Source organism: Streptomyces sp. NBC_00203, from assembly GCF_045206325.1.
In the GTDB taxonomy this organism is placed as follows: domain Bacteria; phylum Actinomycetota; class Actinomycetes; order Streptomycetales; family Streptomycetaceae; genus Streptomyces; species Streptomyces lutosisoli.
Genome location: NZ_CP108126.1, coordinates 2554310 through 2579166 on the forward strand (window position 1 = coordinate 2554310; position 24857 = coordinate 2579166).

Here is a 24857-nt window from a genome sequence, read left to right on the forward strand (position 1 = left end):
CGGTCAGCCCGCGAGGTTGTCCGCCATCTCCTCGGTGAGGTTCGACTCCGTCCCGGGGATGCCCAGGTCCTGGGCCCGCTTGTCGGCCATCGCGAGCAGCCGGCGGATACGGCCGGCGACGGCGTCCTTGGTCAGCGGCGGGTCGGCGAGCGCGCCCAGCTCCTCCAGGGAGGCCTGCTTGTGCTCCATGCGCAGCCGTCCTGCGGCGGCGAGGTGCTCCGGCACCTCGTCGGCGAGGATCTCCAGGGCGCGCTGGACGCGGGCCCCGGCGGCGACGGCGGCGCGGGCCGAGCGGCGCAGGTTGGCGTCGTCGAAGTTGGCGAGCCGGTTCGCCGTGGCGCGGACCTCGCGGCGCATCCGGCGCTCTTCCCAGGCCAGCACGGATTCGTGCGCCCCGAGGCGGGTGAGCAGCGCGCCGATCGCGTCACCGTCGCGGACGACCACCCGGTCCACGCCGCGCACCTCGCGGGCCTTCGCGGCGATCGACAGCCGGCGGGCGGCACCGACCAGCGCGAGCGCGGCCTCCGGGCCCGGGCAGGTCACCTCCAGGGAGGAGGAGCGGCCCGGCTCGGTCAGCGAGCCGTGCGCCAGGAAGGCCCCGCGCCAGGCCGCCTCGGCGTCGCAGGTGGCCCCCGAGACCACCTGCGGGGGCAGCCCGCGGATCGGGCGGCCGCGGCCGTCGACGAGCCCGGTCTGGCGGGCCAGCTGGTCGCCGCCCGCGACGACGCGTACGACATAGCGGGAACCGCGGCGCAGTCCGCCGGGCGCCATCACGATCAGTTCGGAGCTGTGGCCGAAGATCTCCAGGATGTCCCGCTTCAGCCGGCGCGCCGCCATCGCGGTGTCCAGCTCCGCTTCGATCACGATCCGGCCGCTCACCAGGTGAAGGCCGCCGGCGAACCGCAGAATGGCGGAGACCTCCGCCTTTCTGCAGCAGGTCCGGGTGACGGGGAGCCGGGAGATCTCATCCTTCACCGCTGCCGTCATCGCCATGGGCCGATCCTTCCATGCATCCGAAAAATACGGTCGTACGCGGCGGCCAACAGCTCCGGGTCGTGCCGCGGAGATCCGTCGGTCCGGGCCACCGGCGCCAGCTCGACCGCGGCGCCGAACCGCTTGGCGGCGTCGGAAAGTGAGTCGCGGTCGGGCACGGCGGCCTCGTCGGCCAGCACCACGTCCAGGGCGAGTTTAGGGGCGTGTCGTCCCAAAACCTCCAAATGACGCTGCGGGGAGAAGCCATCGGTTTCTCCGGGCTGCGGGGCGAGGTTCAGGGAGAGTACCCGGCGCGCCTTCGTCTGGGTGAGGGCATCGAGGAGCTCGGGCACCAGCAGATGCGGGATCACCGAGGAGAACCAGGAGCCGGGGCCGAGGACCACCCAGTCCGCGTCGAGGACCGCCGCCACGGCCTCGGGGACGGCGGGCGGGTCGTGCGGCACGACGTGCACGGACTGCACCTCGCCGGGGGTGAGCGCCACGGTTGCCTGCCCTCGTACCGTGTCGACGTCGTCGGGCCGCTCCGGGTCGTGCCCCTTGACCAGGGCCTGGAGCTCCAGGGGTACGGCGGACATGGGCAGCACACGGCCGTGCGCGCCCAGCAGCTTGCCGACCAGGTCCAGGGCCTGGACGTGGTCGCCGAGCTGCTCCCACAGGGCGACGATCAGCAGATTGCCGACCGCGTGCTCGTGCAGGTCGCCCTTGGACTGGAAGCGGTGCTGGATGACACGGGCCCAGGTCTGGCCCCAGTCGTCGTCACCGCACAGCGCGGCCAGGGCCTTGCGCAGGTCGCCGGGCGGGAGCACGCCCAGCTCGTCGCGCAGGCGCCCGCTGGATCCGCCGTCGTCGGCCACGGTGACGACGGCGGTGAGGTCGCCGGTGATCCGGCGCAGGGCGGCGAGCGAGGCGGACAGGCCCATGCCGCCGCCGAGGGCGACGACCTTGGGCTGGGCACCGCGGCGGCGTGGCTTGGCACCGCGCGCCTCGGCGGGCTTGTCTCCCTTGCCCTCGGGGGTCACCCGGCGCAGCCTGCTGAGCCGCAGAGCGGCACGTCCCGTCATTCGCGTCCCATGTCCCGGTGCACGACCACGGTCTCCACGCCCTGGGAGACGAGGCGGGCGGCCAGCTTCTCGGAGGTGGCGACCGAGCGGTGCTTGCCGCCGGTGCAGCCGACCGCGATGGTCACATAGCGCTTGCCCTCACGGCGGTACCCGGCCGCGATGAGCTGGAGCAGCTCGGCGTAGCGGTCGATGAACTCCTTGGCGCCGGGCTGGTTGAAGACGTAGGCCGACACCTCCTCGTTCAGACCGGTGAAGGGGCGCAGCTCCGGTACCCAGTGCGGGTTGGGCAGGAACCGCATGTCCACGACCAGGTCGGCGTCGACCGGCAGGCCGTACTTGAAGCCGAAGGACATGACGGTGGCCCGCAGCTCGGGCTCCTCCTCGCCGGCGAACTGGGCGTCCATCTTGGCGCGCAGCTCGTGCACGTTCAGGCTGGAGGTGTCGATGACCAGGTCGGCGTCGCCGCGCAGCTCGCGCAGCAGCTCGCGCTCGGCGTCGATGCCGTCGACGATGCGGCCGTCGCCCTGGAGGGGGTGCGGGCGGCGCACGGACTCGAAGCGGCGCACCAGGGCCTCGTCGGAGGACTCCAGGAAGACGATCCGCCGGGTGACGTGCTTCGACTCCAGGTCGGCGAGGGACTCGCGGAGGTTGTCGAAGAAGCGACGGCCGCGTACGTCGACGACGACCGCGATCCTGGCCACGTTGCCCTGGGAGCGGGCGCCGAGCTCCACCATGGTGGGGATCAGGGCGGGCGGCAGGTTGTCGACGACGAACCAGCCGAGGTCCTCCAGACACTTGGCGGCCGTCGACCGGCCCGCTCCGGACATGCCGGAGATGATCACCAGCTCGGGGATGGCCGCCTCGGGGACCCCGGCCGATTCGATACCCGTACCCACCTGTGCTCCGTCTTCCTGGGGTGCTTCCTGTTCCAGGTGATCTTCGCCTGTCTCCTTGTGTGCTTCGTGAGCGCCCTGGCCCTGCGCCGGACGTTCCTCTTCACGCGCGTCGTTCTCGGTCATCTCTCCTGCCCCCGTCGCTCGTCCGAGGCTCCCGCGGTCACGGGTTCCTCCGGGGAGCCCGCCGTCGTTTCGGGCGCCCCGTCTTCCTCATCTCCCATGATCTCTCCTGTCGCCGTGTTCACGGCGGGCGCGGCCGGGGCCGCCTGGGCGAGGGCCACGGCGATCGTCTCGGCCGTCTTGCGGCCTATGCCGGGAACCTCACAGATCTGGTCGATTGTTGCGGATCGCAGCTTTTTCACCGAACCGAAGTGCTTGATCAGCGCCTGCTTGCGTGTCTCGCCCAGGCCCGGCACATCGTCGAGCGGGCTCGCCCTGAAGCGCTTGGCCCGCTTGGCGCGCTGGTAGGCGATCGCGAAGCGGTGGGCCTCGTCACGGACCCGCTGGAGCAGATACAGCCCCTCACTGGTGCGCGGCAGGACCACCGGGTCGTCGTCCTCCGGCAGCCACACCTCCTCCAGGCGCTTGGCGAGGCCGCACACGGCGATGTCGTCGATGCCGAGCTCGTCGAGGGCCTTCTTGGCGGCCGCGACCTGCGGCTGGCCGCCGTCGACGACGACGAGCTGCGGGGGGTAGGCGAAGCGCTTGGGACGGCCGTCTTCCTCCGTGAGCCCGGTCTCGCCGTCGGCCCACTCCCCCGTCTTCTCCTTCTCCGCGAGATAGCGCCTGAAGCGGCGGGTGATCACCTCGTGCATGGACCGGACGTCGTCCTGACCCTCGAAGCCCTTGATCTGGAAGCGCCGGTACTCGCTCTTGCGCTGGAGTCCGTCCTCGAAGACGACCATCGAGGCCACGACGTCGTCGCCCTGGAGGTGCGAGATGTCGTAGCACTCGATCCGCAGGGGCGCGCTGTCCAGGTCGAGGGCCTCGGCGATCTCCTCCAGGGCGCGCGAGCGGGTGGTCAGGTCGGAGGCACGCTTGGTCTTGTGCAGCGCGAGCGACTGGAGCGCGTTGCGCCGCACGGTCTCCATGAGCGCCTTCTTGTCGCCGCGCTGCGGGATGCGGAGCGACACGTTCGACCCGCGCCGCTCGGTGAGCCACTCCTGGACGGGCTCCACCGGGTCGGGCAGCGCGGGGACGAGCACTTCCTTGGGGACGGAGTCGCCCGTCTCCTCCCCGTAGAGCTGCTGGAGCGCGTGCTCGACCAGGTCACCGGTGGTGACGGCCTCCACCTTGTCCGTGACCCAGCCACGCTGGCCGCGCACCCGGCCGCCGCGTACGTGGAAGATCTGCACGGCGGCTTCCAGTTCGTCCTCGGCGACGGCCATCAGGTCGGCGTCGGTCGCGTCGGCGAGCACGACCGCGTTCTTCTCCATGGCCTTCTTCAGGGCCTCGATGTCGTCGCGCAGGCGGGCCGCCCGCTCGTACTCCATCTCTTCCGCCGCGTCGGTCATCTGCTTTTCGAGGCGGCGGAGGTACGTCCCCGTACGGCCGGCCATGAAGTCGCAGAACTCCTCGGCCAGTTCGCGGTGTTCCTCGGCGGAGACGCGCTCGACGCACGGGGCGGAGCACTTGCCGATGTAGCCGAGGAGGCAGGGGCGACCCGTGCGGGCCGCGTTCTTGAAGACACCCGCGGAGCAGGTGCGGACGGGGAAGACGCGCAGCAGCAGGTCGACGGTGTCGCGGATCGCCCACGCGTGCCCGTACGGACCGAAATAGCGCACGCCCTTGCGCTTCTGGCCGCGCATGACCTGCACGCGCGGGAACTCCTCGTTCATGGTCACCGCGAGGTACGGGTAGCTCTTGTCGTCGCGGTACTTGACGTTGAACCGGGGGTCGAACTCCTTGATCCAGGAGTACTCCAGCTGAAGTGCCTCGACCTCCGTGGACACGACCGTCCACTCCACCGACGCGGCCGTCGTGACCATGGTGCGGGTGCGCGGGTGGAGGTTCGCCAGGTCCTGGAAGTAGCTCGCCAGGCGCTGGCGCAGGCTCTTCGCCTTTCCGACGTAGATCACCCGGCGGTGCTCGTCGCGGAATTTGTACACCCCGGGAGAGTCCGGGATCTGTCCCGGCTTGGGGCGGTAGCTGGAGGGGTCGGCCATGTCACACACCCTACTGGCGAGGGCTGACAGCGCGGCGACCCTGTGGACAACGCCGGACGGCTTGCCGGGCGGCCTCCCGGAGAGGCCCTATCGGGATTCCAGGAACGTCAGCACGGCCAGCACACGGCGGTGATCGTCGGTGTCCTCCTGAAGGTGGAGTTTGCCGAGGATGCTGCGGACGTGCTTCTCGATGGTGCCCTCGGTGACCCACAGCCGGCGGCCGATGCCGGCGTTCGAGCGGCCCTCGGCCATCAGCGCGAGGACCTCGCGCTCGCGGGCGCTGAGGAAGGACAGCGGGTCGTCGCGCCGCCGGGCCGAGAACAGCTCCTGCACCAGGGAGGAGTCGACGACCGAACCGCCCTTGCGGACCCGGTCGAGCGATTCGATGAACTCGTCCACGACCGTGACCCGGCTCTTGAGGAGGTAGCCGACCTGGCGCCCGCCCGCCAGCAGCTCCAGGGCGTCCTCGACCTCGACGAACGCCGACAGGACCAGGATGCCGGTGTCCGGGTGGCGCTCGCGGATCGTGCGGGCCGCCTTCAGGCCCTCGGTCGAGTGGTTCGGCGGCATCCTTATGTCGACGATCGCCAGGTCCGGGTGCTCGTCGACGACCAGCTCCAGGAGCCGCTCGGCGTCACCGGCCTGCCCGACCACCTCGTAGCCGACCCGCTCGCAGAGGCTCGCCAGGCCCTCCCTGAGCAGGACGTCGTCGTCGGCGAGGACGACCCGTCCCCGCGCGGGCTGCTGATCGGCGTCCATGGCCCCGGCCCCCCTTGCCCGACCCGTGCGCTGCGGTGCGGTGGTGCGTTCCCGCGCGCGTCCCCAACAGCCTGTCGGACCCGATGAGTTACGGCTAGCCGGAAACCGAATTGGGGGCTGGCCGTGACGACACGGCGACCTTCCGGCGCGATGCTCGAACCAGTGCAGATGCACGGGACCGGCCGCCCCGGGCGAGGGGCGGCGGGTCGAACGGTCGAAGGGCTGCGGGAGGTACCGCGGACACGGATCGAGAGACGACGGTGGTCGGTCCGTGTCCGCCGGTACGAGGACGAGGCGGCGCCCTCCGCGACGCCCTCGACGCGCGGGACCCCGGCATCACGCGGGCCTGCCCGGCGTCTGCGGCTCGCGCAGAGCGGGTCTCCCCGGAAACGGGCCCCGTATGGGACCCCCTCCGTGTACGCCCCGGGCGGTCACACATCTGTTGGCTGTTCCCGCAGCGGCAGCCGGATGGTCAGGGTCGTGCCTCTCCCCGGCGGGCTGCTGATCGCGAGCTTGCCGCCGATCGCCTCGACGCGGTCGATGAGCCCGATGAGACCCGAGCCTCCGCCCGGTTCGGCGCCCCCGCTCCCGTCGTCGCCGATGGATACCTCAAGGACGTCGTCGTACGTCCGTGCCGCTACCTGTACGACGGTGGCGCTGGCGTGTTTGGCGGCGTTGGTGAGGCTCTCCGAGGTCACGTAGTAGACCGCGACCTCGGTCTGTTCCGGAAGGCGGACGGAGGGCAGCCGGAGATCCAGTTCCACAGGAACGGCGGAGCGGCGGGCCAGCGCTCGCAGGGCGGGGCCCAGGCCGCCCTTGGAGAGGATCGCGGGGTGGATGCCGCGGGAGATGTGCAGCAGATCCTCGAAGGTGTCGTCCAGGCCTTTGCTGATGTGCGCCAACTGCTCGACGAATTCGGCCGGCTGGTCGTCCATCATGGACTCGGCCATCCGCAGCTCCAGTTGGAGCGAGACGAGGCGCTGCTGGACGCCGTCGTGCAGATCGCGCTCGATACGGCGCCGGGAGGCGTCCGCGGCGGCCACCACGCGCGCGCGTGAGGCCCTGAGCTGGGCCCTGCTGTCGGCGTTGGCGATGGCGGTGGCGACGAGTTCGGTGAAGTCGGCGAGCCGGGACTCGGTGCCCGGGGGCAGTGGTTCCGGTCCCGTCGGGGCCGCGACGACGGCGCCCCACAGACGGTCGTCGACGACGATCGGGGCGCCGACCGAGCGTCCGGCGCGGGCCGCCCGGCGGGTCTGGGCCACCGCGGCGGCCGCCTCCTCACCCGCGCCCGCGGCCGCGTGGGCCGAGCCGAGGACCGTGACGGCGCCGTCGGCCTCGTACCGCAGGACGGCCGCGGACGCCGAGCTCAGCGCCAGTCCCACCTCGCGCGCCACCGCCGTGAAGACCTCGTGCGGCGAGTCTCCGCGGGCCACGAGGGTGGCGACGCGGCGCAGCGCGGCCTGCTCGCGGTCGGCGCGGCGGCTCTCGGTGACGTCGCGCGCGGCGGCGTAGACGAGGCCCTCTCCGGTCACCGGGCGGGCGCTCCACTGGAGCCAGCGCTCGGTGCCGTCGCCGCGTAGGAAGCGGTTCTCGAACTCGGCCAGCTCGACGCCGTCGGCCAGGCGGTCCAGGGCGGCACGCGTGCGTGCCCGGTCCTCCGGGTGGACGAACTCCAGCCAGGGCTTGGCGTGAAGCACGTCGGCGGGGTATCCCAGGGTTCGTTCGAAGGCCGGGTTCACGCGCTTGAAGTAGCCGTCGATCCCGCAGATGCACAGCAGGTCGAGGGAGAGGGTGAAGATGCTCGCCAGCTCCCGCTCGGCCTTGCGGCGCCTGCCGTGCGCGGCGGCGAAGGACGCCATGGTGTCGTTCATGCCGCCCAGCAGTTGCGCCCAGGTCCCGTCGAACGCGGCGACGTCCGCGCGGTGGCCGAGCCGGTTGTCGTCGAACGCCGTGTTCATGGTGCGGATCTCGGCGGCGAGCCGCTCGCTGGTGACATGGAGTTCGCGGAAGGTGTCGGCGACGACGCCGATCTCGTCGCGCCCCCTGTAGTGGACGTCGTACGGCAGGTCGCCGGCGGCGAGCGCCTTGGCGCCCTGGGACACCTCGGTGAGCGGGCGCGTGATGGAGCGGCTGAGGGTCAGGGCGAGGAGGGTGACCGCGAAAAGGACCCCTACGGAGAGGGCGAGTTCGCGTTCGCCCCGGTCCTGGGCGCTCTTCAGATCGTGGTCGGCGTCGGCGGCGAGTTCGACGGCCGTGGCGTGGGCGATGCCGCGCAGGGCGGTGAGCCGGTCGCCGGAGGCCGTGAGCCAGCCCTCCAGGGAAGGGAGTCGCTTGGTGGCACCCTCGGAGGCCATGAGGGTGTCGCGGGTCGCGCGCACGGTGCGGCCCGCGGGCAGCAACAGGGCGCGGGAGAGGCGGGCGCGGAGCGGCCCGGAGGCGGTCTGGCGGAAGGTGTCGAGCTGGGCGCTCTCCAGGGCGGGCCAGCGGTTGGCGGGGCCGCCGTGGCCGTCCTGGCGCGGCGCCGCGAGCAGGACGGCGAGCTCGACGCGTTCCCGCTCGGCGGCCTCGACGGCGCCCAGGATCGCCAGATAGGCGTCGCCGGAGCGGCCCGAGGCCCGCGTGGGGCGGCTGGAGTCGAGGCGGCGGACGGTGTCGAGCAGATACCTCGCGACGGTCGCGTACCGCTGCTCGATCCGCGCCGGGGTGAGCGACCCGCTGTCCGACTCCAGCCGGGCCGCGTGGAGTTGGTTGCGCAGGGAGTCTAGGACGCCGAGGACGTCGGGTTGTCCCATGTGCCCGGCCGCGGCGCCCTCGGCGGCGGTCAGGGCGCGGTGGGTGGCGCCCCTGGCCGCGTCCCGCTCGGCCGCCGTGTCCGTACGGTCCGGGGCCGCCTCGGCTAGGACCTCCGCGAGGCGCTCGCGGGCGACGGCCTCGTAGAGCCCGGCCGTCGCGAAGGACACCTTGGTCGAGGCCCTGAAGTCCTCCAGGGTGCGCGCCTCCTGCCACTGGGCCAGGGCCGAGAAGACCGTGAAGGCGAACAGTCCGGTGACGGGCAGCAGGACGAGGAGCATGAGCTTGGTGCCCACACGCAGCCGCGCGAGCAGCGGCGGACGGGCCCCGGCCGGGCGCCGGACGCCGGGTCTCATGGCCCGCCAGACGGGTAACCCTGGTGGTCGGCCAGATCCTTGTCGATCTCACGGACCGCCTGGTCCAGTGCGGGCTTGACCGGGGCAAGGTCCACGACGATCTTCGCGAAGGCCTTGGAGAAGGCCACGGTCACGGCGGGATAGGCGGGCGTCTGCGAGCGGGGCCGCGCGACCGTCCTCAGCTGCTCGATGAACAGATGCTCGGGGCCGCCCTCGGAGAAGGACGGTGAGATCCTCACGGCGCTGTTCGTCGCCGGGATCGCCCCGTTCGCCACGGTCATGCGGTGGATCTGGTCGGGCTTGAGCAGATAGGCGAGGAACCGCCAGACCGCGTCGCCGTCGGTGGCGCCCGCGGTGACGCCCCACTGCCACGACCCCATCCCGGTCACCGTGCCCTTGCCGAAGTCGGGCAGCGGGACGATCTTCACATCGCCGGGGAACGCCTTGGTGTAGTCGGGGAACATCCAGTGCCCCACCCAGGAGAGGGGGCTACGGCCCGCCACGAATGCCTTGTCGTCCTTGTCCGGGTCGATCAGCCCCTCCTTGGCCCAGCCCTGCATCGTCGTGAGCGCCCTGACCGCCTCGGGGCTGTTGAGGAAGCCGTCGGCCGTGCGATGGGTCCTGGGGTCGATGAGATCGCCGCCGGCCGACCAGACGGCGGGCGCGAAGCCGTAGGTGTTCCACTCCTGGCCCGGAACGGAGTAGTTGAGCCGCAGGTCCAGCGGGCGCTCGTAGCCCTGCTTCCGGAGCTTGTGGAGGATGCCGGTCAGCTCGGCGGCCGTCCAGGCGTCGCCCGGGCCGCTCGGGACGCGGATACCGGCCTTCTTCAGGACCGAGGGACGTACGTAGAGGCCGAGCCCGGAGTCGAAGGTGCCTACGCCCCACAACCGGCCCTCATAGGTGCCCTGTTCGCGGATCGAGGGCAACAGGTCGTTCTTCACGCTGTCGGGCACACAGGAGTCGATCGGCTCGAGCTTGCCCGACCAGGCGTAGTTGTAGAGGTTCGGGCCGTCGAAGTCGAGCAGGTCGGGCAGGTCGCCGCTGGCGGCCGCGGATTCGACCAGATCCGTGTACGGGCGCTCTTCGGGCAGGGTGATCAGCTCGACCCGGACCGCCTTCTGCGTGGCATTGAAGTCCTTGACCTGCGCGCGCAGCGTGCTGAGCTCCCCGCTCGGGCCCGCGTGGAACCACACGGTGATGTCGGTGGTGCCGTTGAGTTTTCCGTCGCACGTGGTGTCCGCGCGCGTCCTGGAACGCTTTCCGTCGTCACCTCCCCCGCCGCATCCGGCGGCGAGGAGGGCCGCGCAGAGTACTCCGGCGAGGAACGCCCGGCCTCGCAGCGGTTTCCTTCGGAGCAACGTCATCGTGTACCCCCACCCAACCGACGGGACACGGCCACCCCAGGGCATCGACATGCTACCGCCGGTGACGCGCCGCTGCTCTGCGTGAAAGCGAACCTGCCTTTCTGGCACAGGACTTCAGCACTTTCCGGCTAGCGGGAAGGCGCGAAGGTCAACCTGTTGGGAACCTGTCAGCATGTCCATGCGCTGTCTCCTCGTCGACGACAGCGCCCGGTTCCTGGAGGCCGCGCGCACCCTGCTGGAGCGTGGTGGGGTGCAGGTCGTCGGTGTCGCCTCGACGGGCGCGGGAGCTCTCGCGCGGGCTCTTGAAGCGGCTCCGGACGTCGCCCTCGTCGACATCGACCTCGACGGCGAGAACGGCTTCGACGTGGCGGCGCGACTCGCGGGCAGCGTGCCCGCCGTGATCCTGATCTCGACGCACTCCCTGGAGGACTTCCAGGAGCTCGTCGCGGCCAGCTCGGCCCGCGGCTTCCTGCATAAGTCCGCGCTTTCGGCGGGGGCGATATGGGAGTTGCTGGGGCGTGAGGGGTGAAGGGTGAGGGAGATAGCGGCCGGGGTAGGGGGCCGGTGGTGGCTCGGGATTGAGCCCTGACGCCGACTGGTGCGGCTCCTGGTGGCTGCCGGGCGGAGCGGGGACGTGACTCCGCCCGGCGCCGGAGGGGGGCGGAGTCAGCGGCGGCGTCGGCGCAGGGCGCGGGAGGCGCTCAGGGTGAGGGCCACGAGGGCTCCGACGCCGGCTGCCGCCGAGGCGATGACGACGGCGGGGCCGGGGTTCTCCGGGTCGTGCGGGCGGCCGGTCCCCGGGGACTCGGAGCCGTATCCGCCCGCCTCGCCCGACCGCGCGTACACGGAGCCGGGGAGCTTGTCCGCGTACGCCTTGTGCACGCGCGCGCGGTAGGAGGCCAGCGTCGTGCCGCGGGCGCCGATCGCGCGTCGGGCCTCCGTGTCGAGGGGCAGCACGCGCGCGTGGCGCTCGACGTACCAGGCGTCGATCTGCGGCTCCCTGAAGACCGTGCCGCCCGGCAGCAGCCGGGCACCCAGGGCCGCGTAACGCGTCTCGTCGTCTCCGGAGGCGATGTTCACCAGCTGCCAGCCGCCGCCCTGTCGCGCGGTCCACAGGGATGCCTTCCGACCGTCGGAGGAGACGGCCCGGGTCGCCAGGAACGCGAGCCGGGCGACCGGTGCGCCGGTCCTGCCGGCCACGAAGTCAGGAGACAGGTAGTACACCGGGACGGTGTCGTCGTCCACGCGCGCGTGGAGGGTTGATTCGGTCACCGAACTGCCGGGGGCCGCGAAGAACCGGGCGAGGATGTCCAAGGTCGCGGGCCCGGTGGCGGCGCGGTGCGCGGCGGCCACGGAGGCCGGGGAGGCCTGGGAGACCGGGGAGAGTCCGCCTTCGGCCCTGGCTGAGGGGGCGGCCAGGCCGAGCAGCAGGGTGGCGGCGCAGCCCGCGACGGCGGCGCTCGTGATGCGGGTACGTCGGGTCATCGCGCTCACGCCCCGATCCGGTACAGCGAGTGGGTCCAGGAGAAGGAGTCGTTGTCCACGTACCAGGCGTGGGAGGCCCAGTTGTAGCGGTCGTTGGAAGGCCAAGGGTCACCCCAGTAGACCCAGCTGTTCGTGTCGTCGTACCCGTAGAGGACATGCATGTGGCCGCCGCCGCTCGACCACTGGATCCGGGTCTCGACGGGCCGGTTCGCGTCGATCTCCGTCTCCACGGTCGAGTGGCGCAGCCATCCGGAGACGTACGAACCGGGGTTGATGCCCGCCCAGTCCAGGCCGTCCTGCACATCGCCCAGCGAGGCCTGCCAGTTGGGGCATTCGGTGCCCTGGGCGCGCCCGAAGGCGGCGTTGCAGAACTGGTTCTGCGAATAGCTCCGACCGAACCAGGTGGCGACCGTGTTCCCGCTCGCCGCCCAGCACCAGTTGCTCTTCTGCTGGGCCTGCATGGTGATGTTCAGGCGCTTGTACGCGAGGGTCGTCGCGTGGGACGTGGACGTACTGGCCGCGGGTGCCTGGGAAGCGGCGGCCGCCGTCGGGGCGGCGCCGAGGGTGGCCAGCACGGCGGCGAGAGCGAGGAGCCTTCTGTGGCGCATGCGTTCCTCCCGAGTGGGGTTCGAGGAGTGGAGGAGCGCGTCCGGACGCTGCGGTGAAGCATGTTGAGCATCAGGTGTTGTCGGGGCTTGGTCAACACGCTTCAATGCGGGGGAACTCGGGGCGTGAACGGCGAAACCCGCGTGTGAACAGCCCCCGCGCGCCGACCTGGCGGCCCCGACGACCCGCACGAACGGCCTGACCAGCCGTTGTGAACATTCACAGAAAGGCCCCCTGCATGCGGCACGGCACACAGCACGCGGACGTCGCCACGGCGGAACTGGAGACGGCTCTGCGGGGCGGCCCCTTCCATGTCGCGCTGCGCGCCGCGATCGCCGCCCGCGGGCTGCCGCTGCAGCGCGTACAGCACCATCTGTCGCGGTACGGGGTCAAGGTCGGGGTGACGAGCCTGAGTTACTGGCAGCAGGGCGCCCGGCGCCCGCAGCGCCCCGAGTCGCTGCGCGCCGTACGCGCCCTGGAGGAGATCCTCCAGCTGCCGGACGAGTCGCTGATCCGTCTGCTCGCCAAGGCCGACGAGCGCTCCGATCCGCAGCGCCCCGCGGGCCGTTCGTACCGCTCCCTGGTGGAGGCCTCCGGCGTCCTGGAGCGGCTTCTGGCCGAGCTGGAGTCACCTCTCGACGGCGGGCTGCACACCCTCGGCCACCACGAACGCGTTCGGATCGGGGCACATCGCGAGCTGCTGGGCCGCGAGTCGCACCACATAGTGCGCGCCCACAAGGACGGCGTGGACCGCTATGTGGCCATCCACCACGGAGACCCGGGGTGCGCTCCGGAACGGACGGCGGTACGCGCCCTGGAGAACTGCCGTACGGGGCGGGTGCGCTGGCACCAGGACACCGGGGTGCTCGTGGCCGAACTGCTCTTCGACACACGTCTGCGTGCGGGCGATACGTTCCTGTTCCGCTACGGCTTCGACGACGGCACGGCCGGTGCGTCCAGCGAGTACGTCCGCGGCTTCAGCTTCGCGGGCGGGCAGTACGCCCTCCAAGTGCAGTTCGCCGAGGATGCGTTGCCCGTGCGGTGCCACCGGTTCACCCAGCACTCGGCGGCGGCTCCGCGCAGCGGTCGCCAGGAACTGACGCTGAGCGGTCGCCACCGCTCGGTGCATCTGGTCGAGCCGCGCGTGCGGTCGGGGATCGTGGGGATCGGGTGGGACTGGGAGTGACCACCCGGGTCAAGGGCACGGTGTCGGTGACCGGTTTCGCCCGGCATCCGCTGCGAGAGCGCCTCAGGCGCCCGGGCCCGCGATGATCTTCCCGCCCTTCGCCTCCACGGACAGCTCCTCCAACGGCGTGGTGGCCGGCACGTGCAGCACCTTGCCCGTCATCGCGTCGAACTCACTGCCGTGGCACGGGCACGTGAGCGTCGCGCCCTCCAGCTTGTTGATGGCACACCCCGCGTGCGTGCAGATCGAGCTGAACGCCTTGAGTGAACCGTTCTCCGCACGGCTGACCACGACGTTCTCATCGCGGTAGAGCTTGGCGCTCCCCTTGGCGATCTCGCTCTCCGCGCCGAGCTCGACCGGTCCGGTGAGCCTCGTGGGAGCGCCCTCGCCACCACCGGAGCACGCGGTGAGGCCGAGTCCGGCGACCGGGGTGAGCGCCGCTCCCCGCAGGACGGTACGGCGGCTCGCGGACGGACGGCCGGGCATGGCATCTCCACTGGTCGGGGGCGGTGGAGATCGACGATACCGGCATGAATCATTCGGCCCCGGGCGGGGTGGGTCGACATCACGAGGCGGACGTAAACGCTTACGTAAGCGTTTACGTCTGCCGCCGGATGGGATAGCTTCCCGTGCGGACGACCGGGTTCCAGGGGAGGGAGCGCCATGGCGACGATGGTCGATGTGGCTCAGCGCGCAGGTGTGTCCATCGCGACCGTCTCGCACGTGCTCAATGACACGCGCCCGGTGCTGCCGCAGACCCGCCAGGCTGTCCTCGATGCCATCGACGAGCTCGGATACACGCCGAACACCCTGGCCCGTTCACTGGTCACCGCACGCACACGGTCCATCGGGCTCGCGGTGTCGGCGATCAGCAACCCGTACTTCACGGAGATCCTTCAGGGCGTCGAGGCCGGCGCCCTGGAGCACGGCTACAGCCTGCTGATCGCCGATCCGCACGACGACCCGCAGCACGAGCGGAAGATCGTCCAACTGCTGTACGAGCGACGCGTCGACGGCGTGATCATCGCCCCCTCAGCGGATCCGGAGGCGCTCCTGCGCTACCTCGGGCAGCACGACGTACCCACCGTGTTCCTGGACCGACTCGTCGGCTCCCCCGCCGAGAGCCCCTTTCCCTTCGACCAGGTCTGCACCGAGAACGCCGAGCCCACGACCCGGCTGGTCACCCACCTCACCGAACTGGGCCACCAACGCATCGGACTGGTCGCCGGCCTGCCGGGACTCAGCACCACGACCGAACGGATCACCGGCTACCGCCACGGCCTCGCGCACGCCGGACTCCCGTACGACGAACGGCTCGTGGCGCACGGCAACTCCCAGGCGGAGGCGGCCGAGGAGGCCACCCACGCCCTGCTGTCCCTCGCGGCCCGGCCCACCGCGCTCGTCACCGCCAACAACGCCATGACCATCGGCGCGTTGCGGGCTCTGCGCCGGCGGGGCCTGTCGGTGCCGGACGACCTGGCGCTGTGCTGCTTCGACGACTTCTCCTGGGCAGATCTGTTCACCCCGCGGCTCACCGCGATCTCCCAGCCCAGCAAGGAGATCGGGGCCCAGGCCGTCCGGCTGCTCCTGGAACGGCTGGCGTCGCCCGGCCGTCCGGGCCGTACCGTCCGGCTGCCCTCCGCCTTCGTCCACCGCACCTCGTGCGGCTGCCCCGAGAGTTCCAAGAGTCCCGAGCTCCACAGGAAAGGACCCGAGTCGTGATCGTCGTCGCCGGTGAGGCCCTGATCGATCTGGTACCGCAGGGCACGGGCGCCCTCGTGGGCCTGCTGCCGCGCCTGGGCGGCGGCCCCTACAACACGGCGGTGGCACTCGGCCGCCTCGGCTCCCCTACGGCCTTCTGCTCCCGGGTCTCGTACGACGCGTTCGGCGAGGCACTCCTGGGCGGGCTGGGCGAGGCGGGCGTCGACGTGTCGTCCGTGCAGCGCGGAACGGAGCCGACGACCCTCGCGGTCGCCTCGATCGGCACGGACGGCTCGGCCGCGTACTCCTTCTACGTCGAGGGCACCGCGGACCGTCTCTTCTCCGCACCGGACCAACTCCCCGACGCCACCAAGGCGGTGTCCTTCGGGACCTGCTCGCTCGTCCTTGAGCCCGGCGCGAGCGCGTACGAGGAGCTGATGCGGACCGCCGCCGCACGGGGCGTGTTCACCGCGCTCGACCCGAACATCCGGGCCGGGCTGATCCCCGACGCGGACGCCTACCGGGCCCGGTTCAAGAGCTGGCTGCCGTCGGTGTCGCTCCTCAAGCTCTCGGAGGAGGACGCCCTGTGGCTCGGCGGCACCCCACGCGAGTGGCTGGCGTCCGGTCCCGTGGCCGTGGTGATCACGCAGGGCGGCGACGGTCTGACGGTGTTCACCCGCGACGGCGCGGTGCACTCCGTACCCGGCGAACCAGTCGACGTCGTGGACACCATCGGCGCCGGCGACACCGTGAACGCGGCATTGCTGCACGGCCTGGCCGCGCGAGACGCCCTGTCATCGGCTGCGGTGGCAGCCCTCGGCGCCGACGGCTGGACCGAACTGCTGCGCTTCGCGGCCCGCGCGGCGGCGATCACCTGCTCCCGCGCAGGAGCCGAACCGCCGTACGCCGCTGAACTCGGCGACCTGTAACAGATCAGTCAGCTGCCGACCGACCGCAGCGCCCCGGGCTGCCGCCCGTTGAGCCGGTCCAGCGCGGCCGCTGTGGCTTCATCGGCGGGCAGGTGTACGACCATGCGGTGGCCGTCGTCCGGCAGGGCGAGCGTCTCGTACGACAGGCGCAGTGGGCCTGCTTCCGGGTGAGCGACCAGGTCGGTCCCGGCCCGCCGGGGCATGGCCGGCACGGCGGCGATCCGGTCGGCGAAGGGGGCGCCCGCGGTGACGGTCAACTCGTCGGCCACGGCGGCGACATGGGGATCCTGGAGCGATGCCTCGTGCCTGAGGTGGGCGACCTGTACGTCGGCCACCTGATCCCAGTTGGAGTAGGCGGCGCGCGCCCGCTCGTCGGTGAACACATACCGCAGGATGTTCGGCTGCTTGCCGTCGAGCACCCCGAGAGGTCCGGCGAACCGCCGATAGCCGCTGGTGTACGCGAGGATGTCGCCGATCCAGTTGATGAGCACGGCGGGTGTGGGTTCCAGCCGGTCCAGCATGGCCCGCACGCTGGGGCGCACGGTGCGGGTGGGCTCCACCACCGATGTGCAGAACACGGCGTCGCGACCGGCCTCCTTGACGAGCCGGCGCAGCAGGATCCGCTCCGTGACGGGCAGCTGCAACGCGTCGGAGAGCACGCCCAGGACCTGGGGTGACGGGTTGCGGTCGCGGCCCTGTTCGAGCCGGATGAGGTACTCGACGCTGATCCCCGCGAGTGTGGCCAGCTCGGCGCGGCGCAGCCCTGGAGTGCGACGGCGGGAACCCGTCGGCAGCCCCACCTCGGTGGGTGTGATCGCTTCGCGGCGTGCGCGCAGGAAGGTGCCCAGCTCGTTGTCGCTCACCTGTCGAACGTACAGCGCGTACGGCACCGGATCGTGGCCCTGTCACTACCACCATCCAGCCGGTCTCCCTACTGGCCGCCCGGCCGCGCAGGGTGGAGCCATGACTGACGACAACTCCCCGACCGCGTATGCCTCTTCCCTGCCGCTCGCCGCCGGCGACTGGGAGCTCGACCCGCTGCACTCGGCCGTCAACTTCACCATCCGCCACCTCGGGATCGCCAAGGTGCGGGGGCGCTTCGGCGAGGTGAAGGCCGGGCTGTACGTCGGTGAGACGGCCGACGACGTCAAGGTGAGCGCCGAGATCGCTCTTGCCTCTCTTGACACCGGGAACCCGGACCGCGACGCGCACACTCGCTCGCCCGAACTGCTCGACGTCGAGAAACGTCCGACGATGACCTTCCGCTCGACGCGGGTGTCCGGTGGCGGTGAGGAGTGGTCGATGGAAGGGGACTTGGCCATCGGGGGCGTGACGCGGACGGTACCTTTCGCCGTCGAGTTCGGCGGGGTCGTGGACTCCCCCGTCGACGGTCGCCGGCACGCGGGGTTCGAGGCGACGGGCGAGATACGGCGCAGCGACTTCGGTCTGGACTTCGGGACCGGGTTCCTGGGTGATGTTGTCAAGGTGCAGTTGGACATGCAGTTCGTCGAGCCGCAGGGACAGGGCGGCTGACTGTGCAACGCGCGGCGCCCCGCGGGGAGTTCCCGCGGGGCGCCGTACTTTTGGGGACTTGTCAGGCCTTGCGAGCCCGCGTGGTCTTCGCGGGGGTCGCCTTCTTGGTGGCCGTCTTCTTCGTGGCCGCGGCCGCCTTCTTGGTTGCCGTGTTGTTGACGGTCTTCGTGGTCGTCCTCTTCGCCGTCGCCTTGGCCGCCACCGTCTTCTTGGCGGCGGTCTTGCGCACGGCCTTCACCGGGGCGGCGTCGCTGATCCGGTCGGCGCCGAGGACCTCGCGCAGGAACTTGCCGGTGTGGCTGGCCGGAACGCCGGCGACCTCCTCCGGCGTGCCCTCGGCGATCACGAGACCGCCGCCCGCGCCGCCCTCGGGGCCCATGTCGACGAGCCAGTCGGCGGTCTTGATGACGTCCAGGTTGTGCTCGATGACGATGACCGTGTTGCCCTTGTCGACCAGTCCGGAGAGCACGGTGAGGAGCTTGCTGATGTCCTCGAAGTGGAGGCCGGTGGTCGGCTCGTCCAGGACGTAGACCGTGCGTCCGGTGGACCGCTTCTGCAGTTCGCTGGCGAGCTTCACGCGCTGGGCCTCGCCGCCGGACAGGGTGGTCGCGGACTGGCCGAGCCGGACATAGCCGAGACCGACGTCGTTCAGCGTGTTGAGGTGGCGGGCGATCGCCGGGACAGCCTCGAAGAAGTGCATGGCTTCCTCGATCGGCATGTTCAGGACGTCGGCGACGGACTTGCCCTTGTAGTGGACCTCCAGGGTCTCCCGGTTGTAGCGCGCGCCGTGGCAGACCTCGCAGGGGACGTACACGTCCGGGAGGAAGTTCATCTCGATCTTGATGGTGCCGTCGCCGGAGCAGTTCTCGCAGCGGCCGCCCTTGACGTTGAAGGAGAAGCGCCCGGGCAGATAGCCGCGGACCTTCGCCTCGGTCGTCTCCGCGAACAGCTTGCGGACGTGGTCGAAGACTCCGGTGTACGTGGCCGGGTTGGACCGGGGGGTTCGGCCGATGGGCGACTGGTCGACGTGCACGACCTTGTCGACGAGGTCGTCGCCGTCCACGCGCGTGTGGCGGCCGGGGACGCTTCTCGCGCCGTTCAGCTCTCGGGCCAGGTGCGTGTACAGGATGTCGTTGACCAGCGTCGACTTGCCGGAGCCCGATACGCCCGTGACGGCCGTGAGGATGCCCAGCGGGAAGGAGACGTCGATGTCCTGGAGGTTGTTCTCCCGGGCGCCGTGCACCGTGAGCTGCCGGGACGGGTCCCGGGGGCGGCGGATGTCGGGCAGCGGGATGGACTTCTTGCCCGACAGGTACTGGCCGGTCTGCGACTCCTCGTTGACGAGCAGCTCCTTCAGGGAGCCGCTGTGCACGACCTTGCCGCCGTGCTCGCCCGCGCCGGGGCCGATGTCTACGATCCAGTCGGCGACCTTGATGGTGTCCTCGTCGTGCTCCACCACGATGAGCGTGTTGCCCATGTCGCGCAGCCGGACCAGGGTCTCGATCAGCCGGTGGTTGTCGCGCTGGTGCAGACCGATCGAGGGCTCGTCGAGGACGTACAGGACGCCCACGAGTCCGGAGCCGATCTGGGTGGCCAGCCGGATGCGCTGGGCCTCACCGCCGGAGAGGGTGCCGGCCGCGCGGTTCAGCGACAGGTAGTCGAGGCCGACGTCGACCAGGAAGCGCAGCCGTTCGTTGACCTCCTTCAGGACGCGCTCGGCGATCTTCTTGTCCCGGGCGTTGAGCTTCAGCTCGCCCAGGAAGTCCGCGCAGTCGCTGATGGACATCCCGGAGACCTCGGCGATCGACTTCTCCATGACCGTGACCGCGAGGACGAGCGGCTTCAGGCGCGTGCCCTCACAGGTGGGGCAGGGCACCTCGCGCATATAGCCCTCGAAGCGCTCGCGGCTCGCGTCGCTCTCGGACTCGCTGTGCCGCCGCTTGACGAAGGGGACGGCCCCTTCGAAGGGCGTGGTGTACACGCGCTCGCGTCCGTACCGGTTGCGGTAGCGGACCTCGATCTGCGTCTTGTGCCCGTAAAGCAGGGCCTTCTTGGCACGTTGCGGAAGCCCGGCGAAGGGGATGTCGGTTCGGAATCCCAACGCGTCGGCGAGGGCTCCGATGAGCCGCCCGAAGTAGTCCTTGGTGTGCCCGTGCGACCAGGGGTGGATGGCGCCCTCGTCGAGCGACTTCTCCTCGTCCGGGACGATCAGCTCCGGGTCGACCTCCATGCGCGTACCGATACCGGTGCACTCGGGGCAGGCGCCGAAGGGCGAGTTGAAGGAGAAGGAGCGGGGCTCCAGCTCTTCGAAGGACAGGTCGTCGTACGGGCAGTACAGGTGCTCCGAGTACATGCGCTCGCGCTCGGGGTCGTCCTCGGGGAGGTCGACGAAGTCGAGCACGACCATGCCGCCGGACAGGCCGAGGGCGGTCTCCACGGAGTCGGTGAGGCGACGCTTGGCGGAGTCCTTCACCGTGAGGCGGTCGACGACCACCTCGATGGTGTGCTTCTCCTGCTTCTTGAGCGTGGGCGGCTCGGTGAGCTGGATCGTCTCGCCGTCGACCCGGGCCCTGCTGTACCCCTTGGTCTGGAGATCGGCGAAGAGGTCGACGAACTCTCCCTTGCGCTCGCGCACCAGCGGCGACAGGACCTGGAAGCGGCTCCCCTCCGGCAGCTCCAGGACCTTGTCGACGATGGCCTGCGGCGACTGGCGCGTGATGGGGCGGCCGCACTCGGGACAGTGCGGCTTGCCGATGCGCGCGAAGAGCAGGCGCAGATAGTCGTAGACCTCGGTGATGGTGCCGACCGTCGAGCGCGGGTTGCGCGAGGTCGACTTCTGGTCGATGGAGACCGCCGGGGAGAGGCCTTCGATGAAGTCCACGTCCGGCTTGTCCATCTGGCCGAGGAACTGCCGGGCGTACGAGGAGAGCGACTCCACGTAGCGCCGCTGCCCCTCGGCGAAGATCGTGTCGAAGGCCAGCGAGGACTTGCCCGACCCCGACAAGCCCGTGAAGACGATGAGCGAGTCGCGCGGGAGGTCGAGCGAGACATTTTTGAGATTGTGCTCGCGCGCTCCACGGACGATGAGACGGTCGGCCACGCCGGTCCGCACCTTTCTTGAGAGAAGTGACAGGGGCCGAGGCCCCGGTCTTTCTCAGACTAGGGGGAGCCACTGACAGCGCCGGTTGGTTTCCCTGGTTCACAACAATCCCGGGCCCTCCAGCATGCCCGACGCCACGCCCGAGCTTATAGCACGCGTATTCGATTTAGGGTGATGGTCGACCACCTTCACCCAAACGTGTGGCGGGGCTAGGGTCGGCCTCATGATTGATCATGTGCGCGACCTGGCGTCTGTACGTGACGCGACCGAACGGCTGCTCAGCGCAGCCGCCAAACTGGACAACGTTTCCGTGGCCGAGCCGTCACGGCTTCCCGGCTGGAGCCGCGGCCATGTCCTCGCCCACCTCGCCCGCAACGCTGACGCTCTCGTGAACGTCCTCGAAGGGCGCCCCATGTACGTCTCCGGGGACGCCCGGGACAACGACATCGAGCGGGACGCACCGCGCGCCCTGGGCGTACAGCTCACGGACGTGCGCGAGAGCGCGGCCCGCTTCCAGGATGCGGGGGCCGCTCCCGCGGACTGGTCCCGCACCGTGGAGCTGCGCAACGGGGTCACCGACTCCGCGGCCCGAGTGCCGTTCCGGCGGTGGATCGAGGTCGAACTGCACCACGTGGATCTGGGGATCGGGTACGAGCTCGAAGATCTTCCGGAGGAGTTCGTGGCCCGGGAGATCGGCTTCCTCACCGACCGCTTCAGCGGACACCCCGAGGTGCCTGCCACCCGCGTCACCGACGGCACGCGCGCGTGGAGCACGGGCCGCGTCACGGAGGGCGGCCCCGAGGTCACCGTGACCGGAGCCTCCCCCGCGCTGCTCGGCTGGCTCGCGGGGCGCCGCGACGGGGCCGACCTGAGCGTCGACGGCGGTCCGCTTCCCGGCCTGCCCCCGCTATAGGCTGCCGTCATGACGTACAGCGGAGCGGTGAAGGTCGGCGGCCCTGCCGATGTGCACGAGCTGCAGAACCTGATGATCTCCAAGGTCGCCGTCGGCCCGATGGACAACAACGCCTATCTGCTGCGCTGCCGGGCCACCGACGAGCAGCTCCTGATCGACGCGGCGAACGACGCCTCGACGCTGCTCACGCTGATCGGTGACGACGGCATCGCGTCCGTCGTCACCACCCATCAGCACGGCGACCACTGGCAGGCGCTCGCGGAGGTCGTGGCGGCCACGGGCGCACGCACCTACGCGGGCCGGGACGACGCCGACGGCATCCCCGTGCCGACCGACGTCCTCGTCGACGACGGCGACACGATCCGGGTGGGGCGCGTGGAACTCACCGCGCGCCATCTGGTGGGGCACACGCCGGGCTCGATCGCCCTCGTCTACGACGACCCGCACGGGCATCCGCATGTGTTCACAGGGGACTGCCTCTTCCCTGGCGGTGTGGGCAACACACGCAAGGACCCGAAGGCGTTCGCCAGCCTCATCCAGGACGTCGAGACCAAGATCTTCGGCGTTCTGCCGGACGAGACCTGGGTCTACCCGGGCCACGGCAACGACACGACGCTGGGCGCGGAGCGGCCGCATCTGCCGGAGTGGCACGCGCGGGGGTGGTGAGTCCGGCCCCAGGGGCGCGTGTTCGCGAGCACGCGCCCCGCGCGTGTTTGTGAGCGCACGCCCCGCACGTTGCGACGAGCGCGCGCCCGGCGCGTTGCCGTGACAGCCCGCTCGGCACATGATCGCGAGCGTGCGCCCAGCGCGAGCTTTCAGCGCACGCTCCCCGCGCGCGAGCCGTAGTCGTGCGCTCCGAGTGCACCTCGCTCGCGCATGTCCCGCGTACACGTCCCACGCAGCCCATGCACGCACGCCGGCGCGAATGATGCAGCACGCGCCCCGTGTGAACCGAGCGCACGCGCCGGTGTCACGCGCGCGCTCCCGGCGCGGGCGCTGGTGCAGTCCACTGAAAGCAGCCCCGCACAGGATGACGGCTCCTGCGCGGAACGGGCCGCCGGCCTTTCGATCCCCGCCCTCGGCCGGCGGCCCCGGCAGCGCTCTCATCGAGCACATGGCCGGACTTCCCGTAGAGCGTTCACGGGACTGCAACACACGTTCCCACTATGCGGACATTTGCCCTTGTGACCTCGACAAACGGCATGGTGGACTGTCACTCTCCCGCCATGCATCTCGCCCAACGCGCCCTGCGCCGCACCGCGTCCGCCACCACCGTTGCCCTGCTCGCCCTCGCCGTGGGCTGTGCTCCGCAGCCGGAGGAGAAGGCGACCGACAAGGCCTCCGGGGCAACCGGGGAGACCTGCGCCAAGGGCAAGTTGAGCACCCAGACCTCCGGCAAGCTGACGATCGCGACCGACGAGCCCGCGTACGAGCCGTGGTTCAAGGACGACAAGCCCGCCAACGGCAAGGGCTTCGAGTCGGCGGTCGCCTACGCCGTGGCCAAGCAGCTCGGCTACGACAAGAGCAACGTCGTCTGGCAGAGCGTCCCGTTCAACAAGGCCTTCGCGCCCGGCACGAAGACCTTCGACTTCGACATCAACCAGGTGTCGATCAGCACCGAGCGCAAGAAGGCCGTGGACTTCTCGTCCGGCTACTACGACGTGCGCCAGGCCGTCATCGCGCTGAAGAGCTCCAAGGCCGCGAAGGCGACCAGCATCGCGGACCTCAAGGGCCTGAAGCTGGGCGCTCAGGTCGGCACCACCAGCCTGAACTACATCAACGACGTCGTGAAGCCGACCCAGCAGCCGGCCGCGTACGCGAAGAACGACCAGGCCAAGTCCGCGCTGAAGAACGGCCAGATCGACGCCATCGTGGTCGACCTGCCGACCGCCTTCTACATCACCGCGGCCGAGGTGACCGACGCGAAGATCGTCGGGCAGTTCGAGAACCAGGGTGGTACGCCCGAGCAGTTCGGGCTCGTCCTCGACAAGGGCAGCGCGCTGACCTCCTGCGTGACGAAGGCTGTGGACGCGCTGCGCGAGGACGGCACGCTCGCGAAGATCGAGAAGCAGTGGCTGTCCGAGGCCGTCGACGCTCCGGTGCTCAAGTGACGGCCATGAAGGAGGAGTCGGGCGAGGACTCCGCCGAGGGGGACATGCCCGGCGGGGGCGACGCCTACGTCCCGTCGCAGCGGCGGATCGAGCGCGAGCGCTACCGGCGCACCCGTGCTCGCCGCTCGACGGCAGTGGCCGCGCTCTCCACGCTCGTCACCGCCGTGGTCCTGTACCTCGTCGTCGTCGACGCGCCAGGCTGGCCGCGCACCAAGGAGACGTTCTTCAGCGCGTCGTTCGCGCGCGAGGCCTTCCCGAAGGTGCTCGAAGGGCTGTGGCTGAACGTCCGGCTGTTCGTGGTGTGCGGGGTCGTGGTGCTGGTGCTGGGCACGCTGATAGCCGTGGCCCGCACCCTGCGGGGCCCCATGTACTGGCCGGTGCGCGCCCTGGCCACCGCGTACACCGACTTCTTCCGCGGTCTGCCGCTGATCATCTGTCTGTCGATCGTCGTGTTCGGTATCCCGGCGCTCCAGCTGCAGGGCGTGACCAACGACCCCGTTCTGCTCGGCGGCACGGGTCTCGTGCTGACCTATTCGGCGTACGTCGCCGAAGTCGTCCGCGCCGGCGTCGAATCCGTGCATCCGTCGCAACGGGCCGCGGCACGCTCACTGGGTCTCACCACCCGGCAGACGCTGCGCCATGTGGTGCTGCCGCAGGCCGTACGCCGCCAAGTCCCACCGCTCCTCAACGACATGGTGTCCCTACAGAAGGACACCAGCCTCGTCTCGATCGGTGGTGCGGTCGAGGCGATGCGCTCCGCGGACATCATCGTGGGCCGGAGCCTCAACTACACGGCGTACATCGTCGCCGCGCTGCTGTTCGTGGCCCTGACCATCCCCATGACCCGCTTCACCGACTGGGTGACCGCGCGTATGGACCGGCGTCGCAGCCAGGGAGGCGTCGTATGAG

At 70.6% G+C, this 24857-nt stretch carries 21 protein-coding genes; 9 read left to right on the forward strand and 12 right to left on the reverse strand.

The annotated features are described in order from the left end of the window. Window positions 1–3 precede the first annotated feature (3 nt). The 7 genes from whiA to OG975_RS11800 form a co-directional block, all read right to left on the reverse strand. Window positions 4–993 (reverse strand): DNA-binding protein WhiA, encoded by a 990-nt coding sequence (gene whiA, locus OG975_RS11770; RefSeq protein ID WP_010987695.1) that lies wholly within the window; start codon window positions 991–993, stop codon window positions 4–6. Next, window positions 984–2054: a uridine diphosphate-N-acetylglucosamine-binding protein YvcK gene (gene yvcK / locus OG975_RS11775; protein WP_406329066.1), complete on the reverse strand. Its 1071-nt coding sequence runs from the start codon at window positions 2052–2054 to the stop codon at window positions 984–986. Before yvcK ends, whiA begins: the two co-directional genes overlap by 10 nt. Further along, on the reverse strand, window positions 2051–3073 hold the full coding sequence (rapZ, locus tag OG975_RS11780) for an RNase adapter RapZ (RefSeq protein ID WP_406329067.1): 1023 nt from the start codon (window positions 3071–3073) through the stop codon (window positions 2051–2053). Before rapZ ends, yvcK begins: the two co-directional genes overlap by 4 nt. After that, on the reverse strand, window positions 3070–5115 hold the full coding sequence (gene uvrC, locus OG975_RS11785; RefSeq protein WP_406329068.1) for an excinuclease ABC subunit UvrC: 2046 nt from the start codon (window positions 5113–5115) through the stop codon (window positions 3070–3072). Before uvrC ends, rapZ begins: the two co-directional genes overlap by 4 nt. Before the next feature lie 87 nt (window positions 5116–5202). Continuing rightward, on the reverse strand, window positions 5203–5874 hold the full coding sequence (locus OG975_RS11790) for a response regulator (RefSeq protein WP_406329069.1): 672 nt from the start codon (window positions 5872–5874) through the stop codon (window positions 5203–5205). A 431-nt stretch (window positions 5875–6305) separates the two neighbouring features. Further along, entirely contained in the window at window positions 6306–9020 is a 2715-nt protein-coding gene (locus tag OG975_RS11795; RefSeq protein ID WP_406329070.1) for a PAS domain S-box protein, read from the reverse strand. Beyond that, entirely contained in the window at window positions 9017–10384 is a 1368-nt protein-coding gene (locus OG975_RS11800) for an ABC transporter substrate-binding protein (RefSeq protein WP_406329071.1), read from the reverse strand. Before OG975_RS11800 ends, OG975_RS11795 begins: the two co-directional genes overlap by 4 nt. 172 nt (window positions 10385–10556) lie before the next feature. Between OG975_RS11800 and OG975_RS11805 the strand changes: the two genes are divergently transcribed. Beyond that, on the forward strand, window positions 10557–10913 hold the full coding sequence (locus OG975_RS11805) for a response regulator (RefSeq protein ID WP_406329072.1): 357 nt from the start codon (window positions 10557–10559) through the stop codon (window positions 10911–10913). Window positions 10914–11050: 137 nt separating this feature from the next. Here OG975_RS11805 and OG975_RS11810 read toward each other — a convergent pair whose 3' ends face one another. Together OG975_RS11810 and OG975_RS11815 are read right to left on the reverse strand one after the other, a co-directional pair. Beyond that, complete coding sequence (locus OG975_RS11810) at window positions 11051–11869, reverse strand: hypothetical protein (RefSeq protein ID WP_406329073.1); 819 nt, start codon at window positions 11867–11869, stop codon at window positions 11051–11053. A 5-nt stretch (window positions 11870–11874) separates the two neighbouring features. Further along, complete coding sequence (locus OG975_RS11815; protein ID WP_406329074.1) at window positions 11875–12477, reverse strand: papain-like cysteine protease family protein; 603 nt, start codon at window positions 12475–12477, stop codon at window positions 11875–11877. Window positions 12478–12713: 236 nt separating this feature from the next. On the opposite strand from OG975_RS11815, the gene OG975_RS11820 reads away from it, so the two are divergent. Further along, a complete protein-coding gene (locus tag OG975_RS11820; protein ID WP_406329075.1) occupies window positions 12714–13661 on the forward strand; it encodes a hypothetical protein in 948 nt (315 codons plus the stop codon). A gap of 63 nt (window positions 13662–13724) precedes the next feature. On the opposite strand, the gene OG975_RS11825 is transcribed toward OG975_RS11820, so the two are convergent. Continuing rightward, window positions 13725–14147 (reverse strand): Rieske (2Fe-2S) protein, encoded by a 423-nt coding sequence (locus OG975_RS11825; RefSeq protein ID WP_406329076.1) that lies wholly within the window; start codon window positions 14145–14147, stop codon window positions 13725–13727. A 177-nt stretch (window positions 14148–14324) separates the two neighbouring features. Between OG975_RS11825 and OG975_RS11830 the strand changes: the two genes are divergently transcribed. Both OG975_RS11830 and OG975_RS11835 read left to right on the forward strand, forming a co-directional pair. Continuing rightward, a complete protein-coding gene (locus OG975_RS11830; protein ID WP_406329077.1) occupies window positions 14325–15383 on the forward strand; it encodes a LacI family DNA-binding transcriptional regulator in 1059 nt (352 codons plus the stop codon). Further along, window positions 15380–16291 carry a carbohydrate kinase gene (locus OG975_RS11835; RefSeq protein ID WP_406329078.1) on the forward strand — a complete coding sequence of 304 codons (912 nt, stop codon included), beginning with the start codon at window positions 15380–15382 and terminating at the stop codon, window positions 16289–16291. The genes OG975_RS11830 and OG975_RS11835 overlap by 4 nt, the downstream gene beginning before the upstream one ends. Before the next feature lie 8 nt (window positions 16292–16299). On the opposite strand, the gene OG975_RS11840 is transcribed toward OG975_RS11835, so the two are convergent. After that, window positions 16300–17154: a helix-turn-helix domain-containing protein gene (locus OG975_RS11840; RefSeq protein WP_406329079.1), complete on the reverse strand. Its 855-nt coding sequence runs from the start codon at window positions 17152–17154 to the stop codon at window positions 16300–16302. A 100-nt stretch (window positions 17155–17254) separates the two neighbouring features. On the opposite strand from OG975_RS11840, the gene OG975_RS11845 reads away from it, so the two are divergent. Then, the gene (locus OG975_RS11845) at window positions 17255–17824 is read left to right on the forward strand and encodes a YceI family protein (protein WP_406329080.1); all 570 of its coding nucleotides are present in this window, start codon (window positions 17255–17257) and stop codon (window positions 17822–17824) included. Between the two features lie 61 nt (window positions 17825–17885). Here the strand turns inward: OG975_RS11845 and uvrA are convergent, their stop codons facing one another. Next, a complete protein-coding gene (uvrA, locus tag OG975_RS11850; RefSeq protein WP_406329081.1) occupies window positions 17886–20924 on the reverse strand; it encodes an excinuclease ABC subunit UvrA in 3039 nt (1012 codons plus the stop codon). Window positions 20925–21147: 223 nt separating this feature from the next. On the opposite strand from uvrA, the gene OG975_RS11855 reads away from it, so the two are divergent. The 4 genes from OG975_RS11855 (at window position 21148) to OG975_RS11870 (ending at window position 24856) form a co-directional block, all read left to right on the forward strand. Next, window positions 21148–21837 (forward strand): maleylpyruvate isomerase family mycothiol-dependent enzyme, encoded by a 690-nt coding sequence (locus tag OG975_RS11855; protein WP_406329082.1) that lies wholly within the window; start codon window positions 21148–21150, stop codon window positions 21835–21837. Between the two features lie 9 nt (window positions 21838–21846). Beyond that, window positions 21847–22503 carry an MBL fold metallo-hydrolase gene (locus OG975_RS11860; protein ID WP_381256133.1) on the forward strand — a complete coding sequence of 219 codons (657 nt, stop codon included), beginning with the start codon at window positions 21847–21849 and terminating at the stop codon, window positions 22501–22503. 560 nt (window positions 22504–23063) lie between these two features. Beyond that, complete coding sequence (locus OG975_RS11865; RefSeq protein ID WP_406329083.1) at window positions 23064–23948, forward strand: ABC transporter substrate-binding protein; 885 nt, start codon at window positions 23064–23066, stop codon at window positions 23946–23948. Further along, entirely contained in the window at window positions 23945–24856 is a 912-nt protein-coding gene (locus OG975_RS11870; RefSeq protein ID WP_406329084.1) for an amino acid ABC transporter permease, read from the forward strand. Before OG975_RS11865 ends, OG975_RS11870 begins: the two co-directional genes overlap by 4 nt. Window position 24857: the final 1 nt, after the last annotated feature.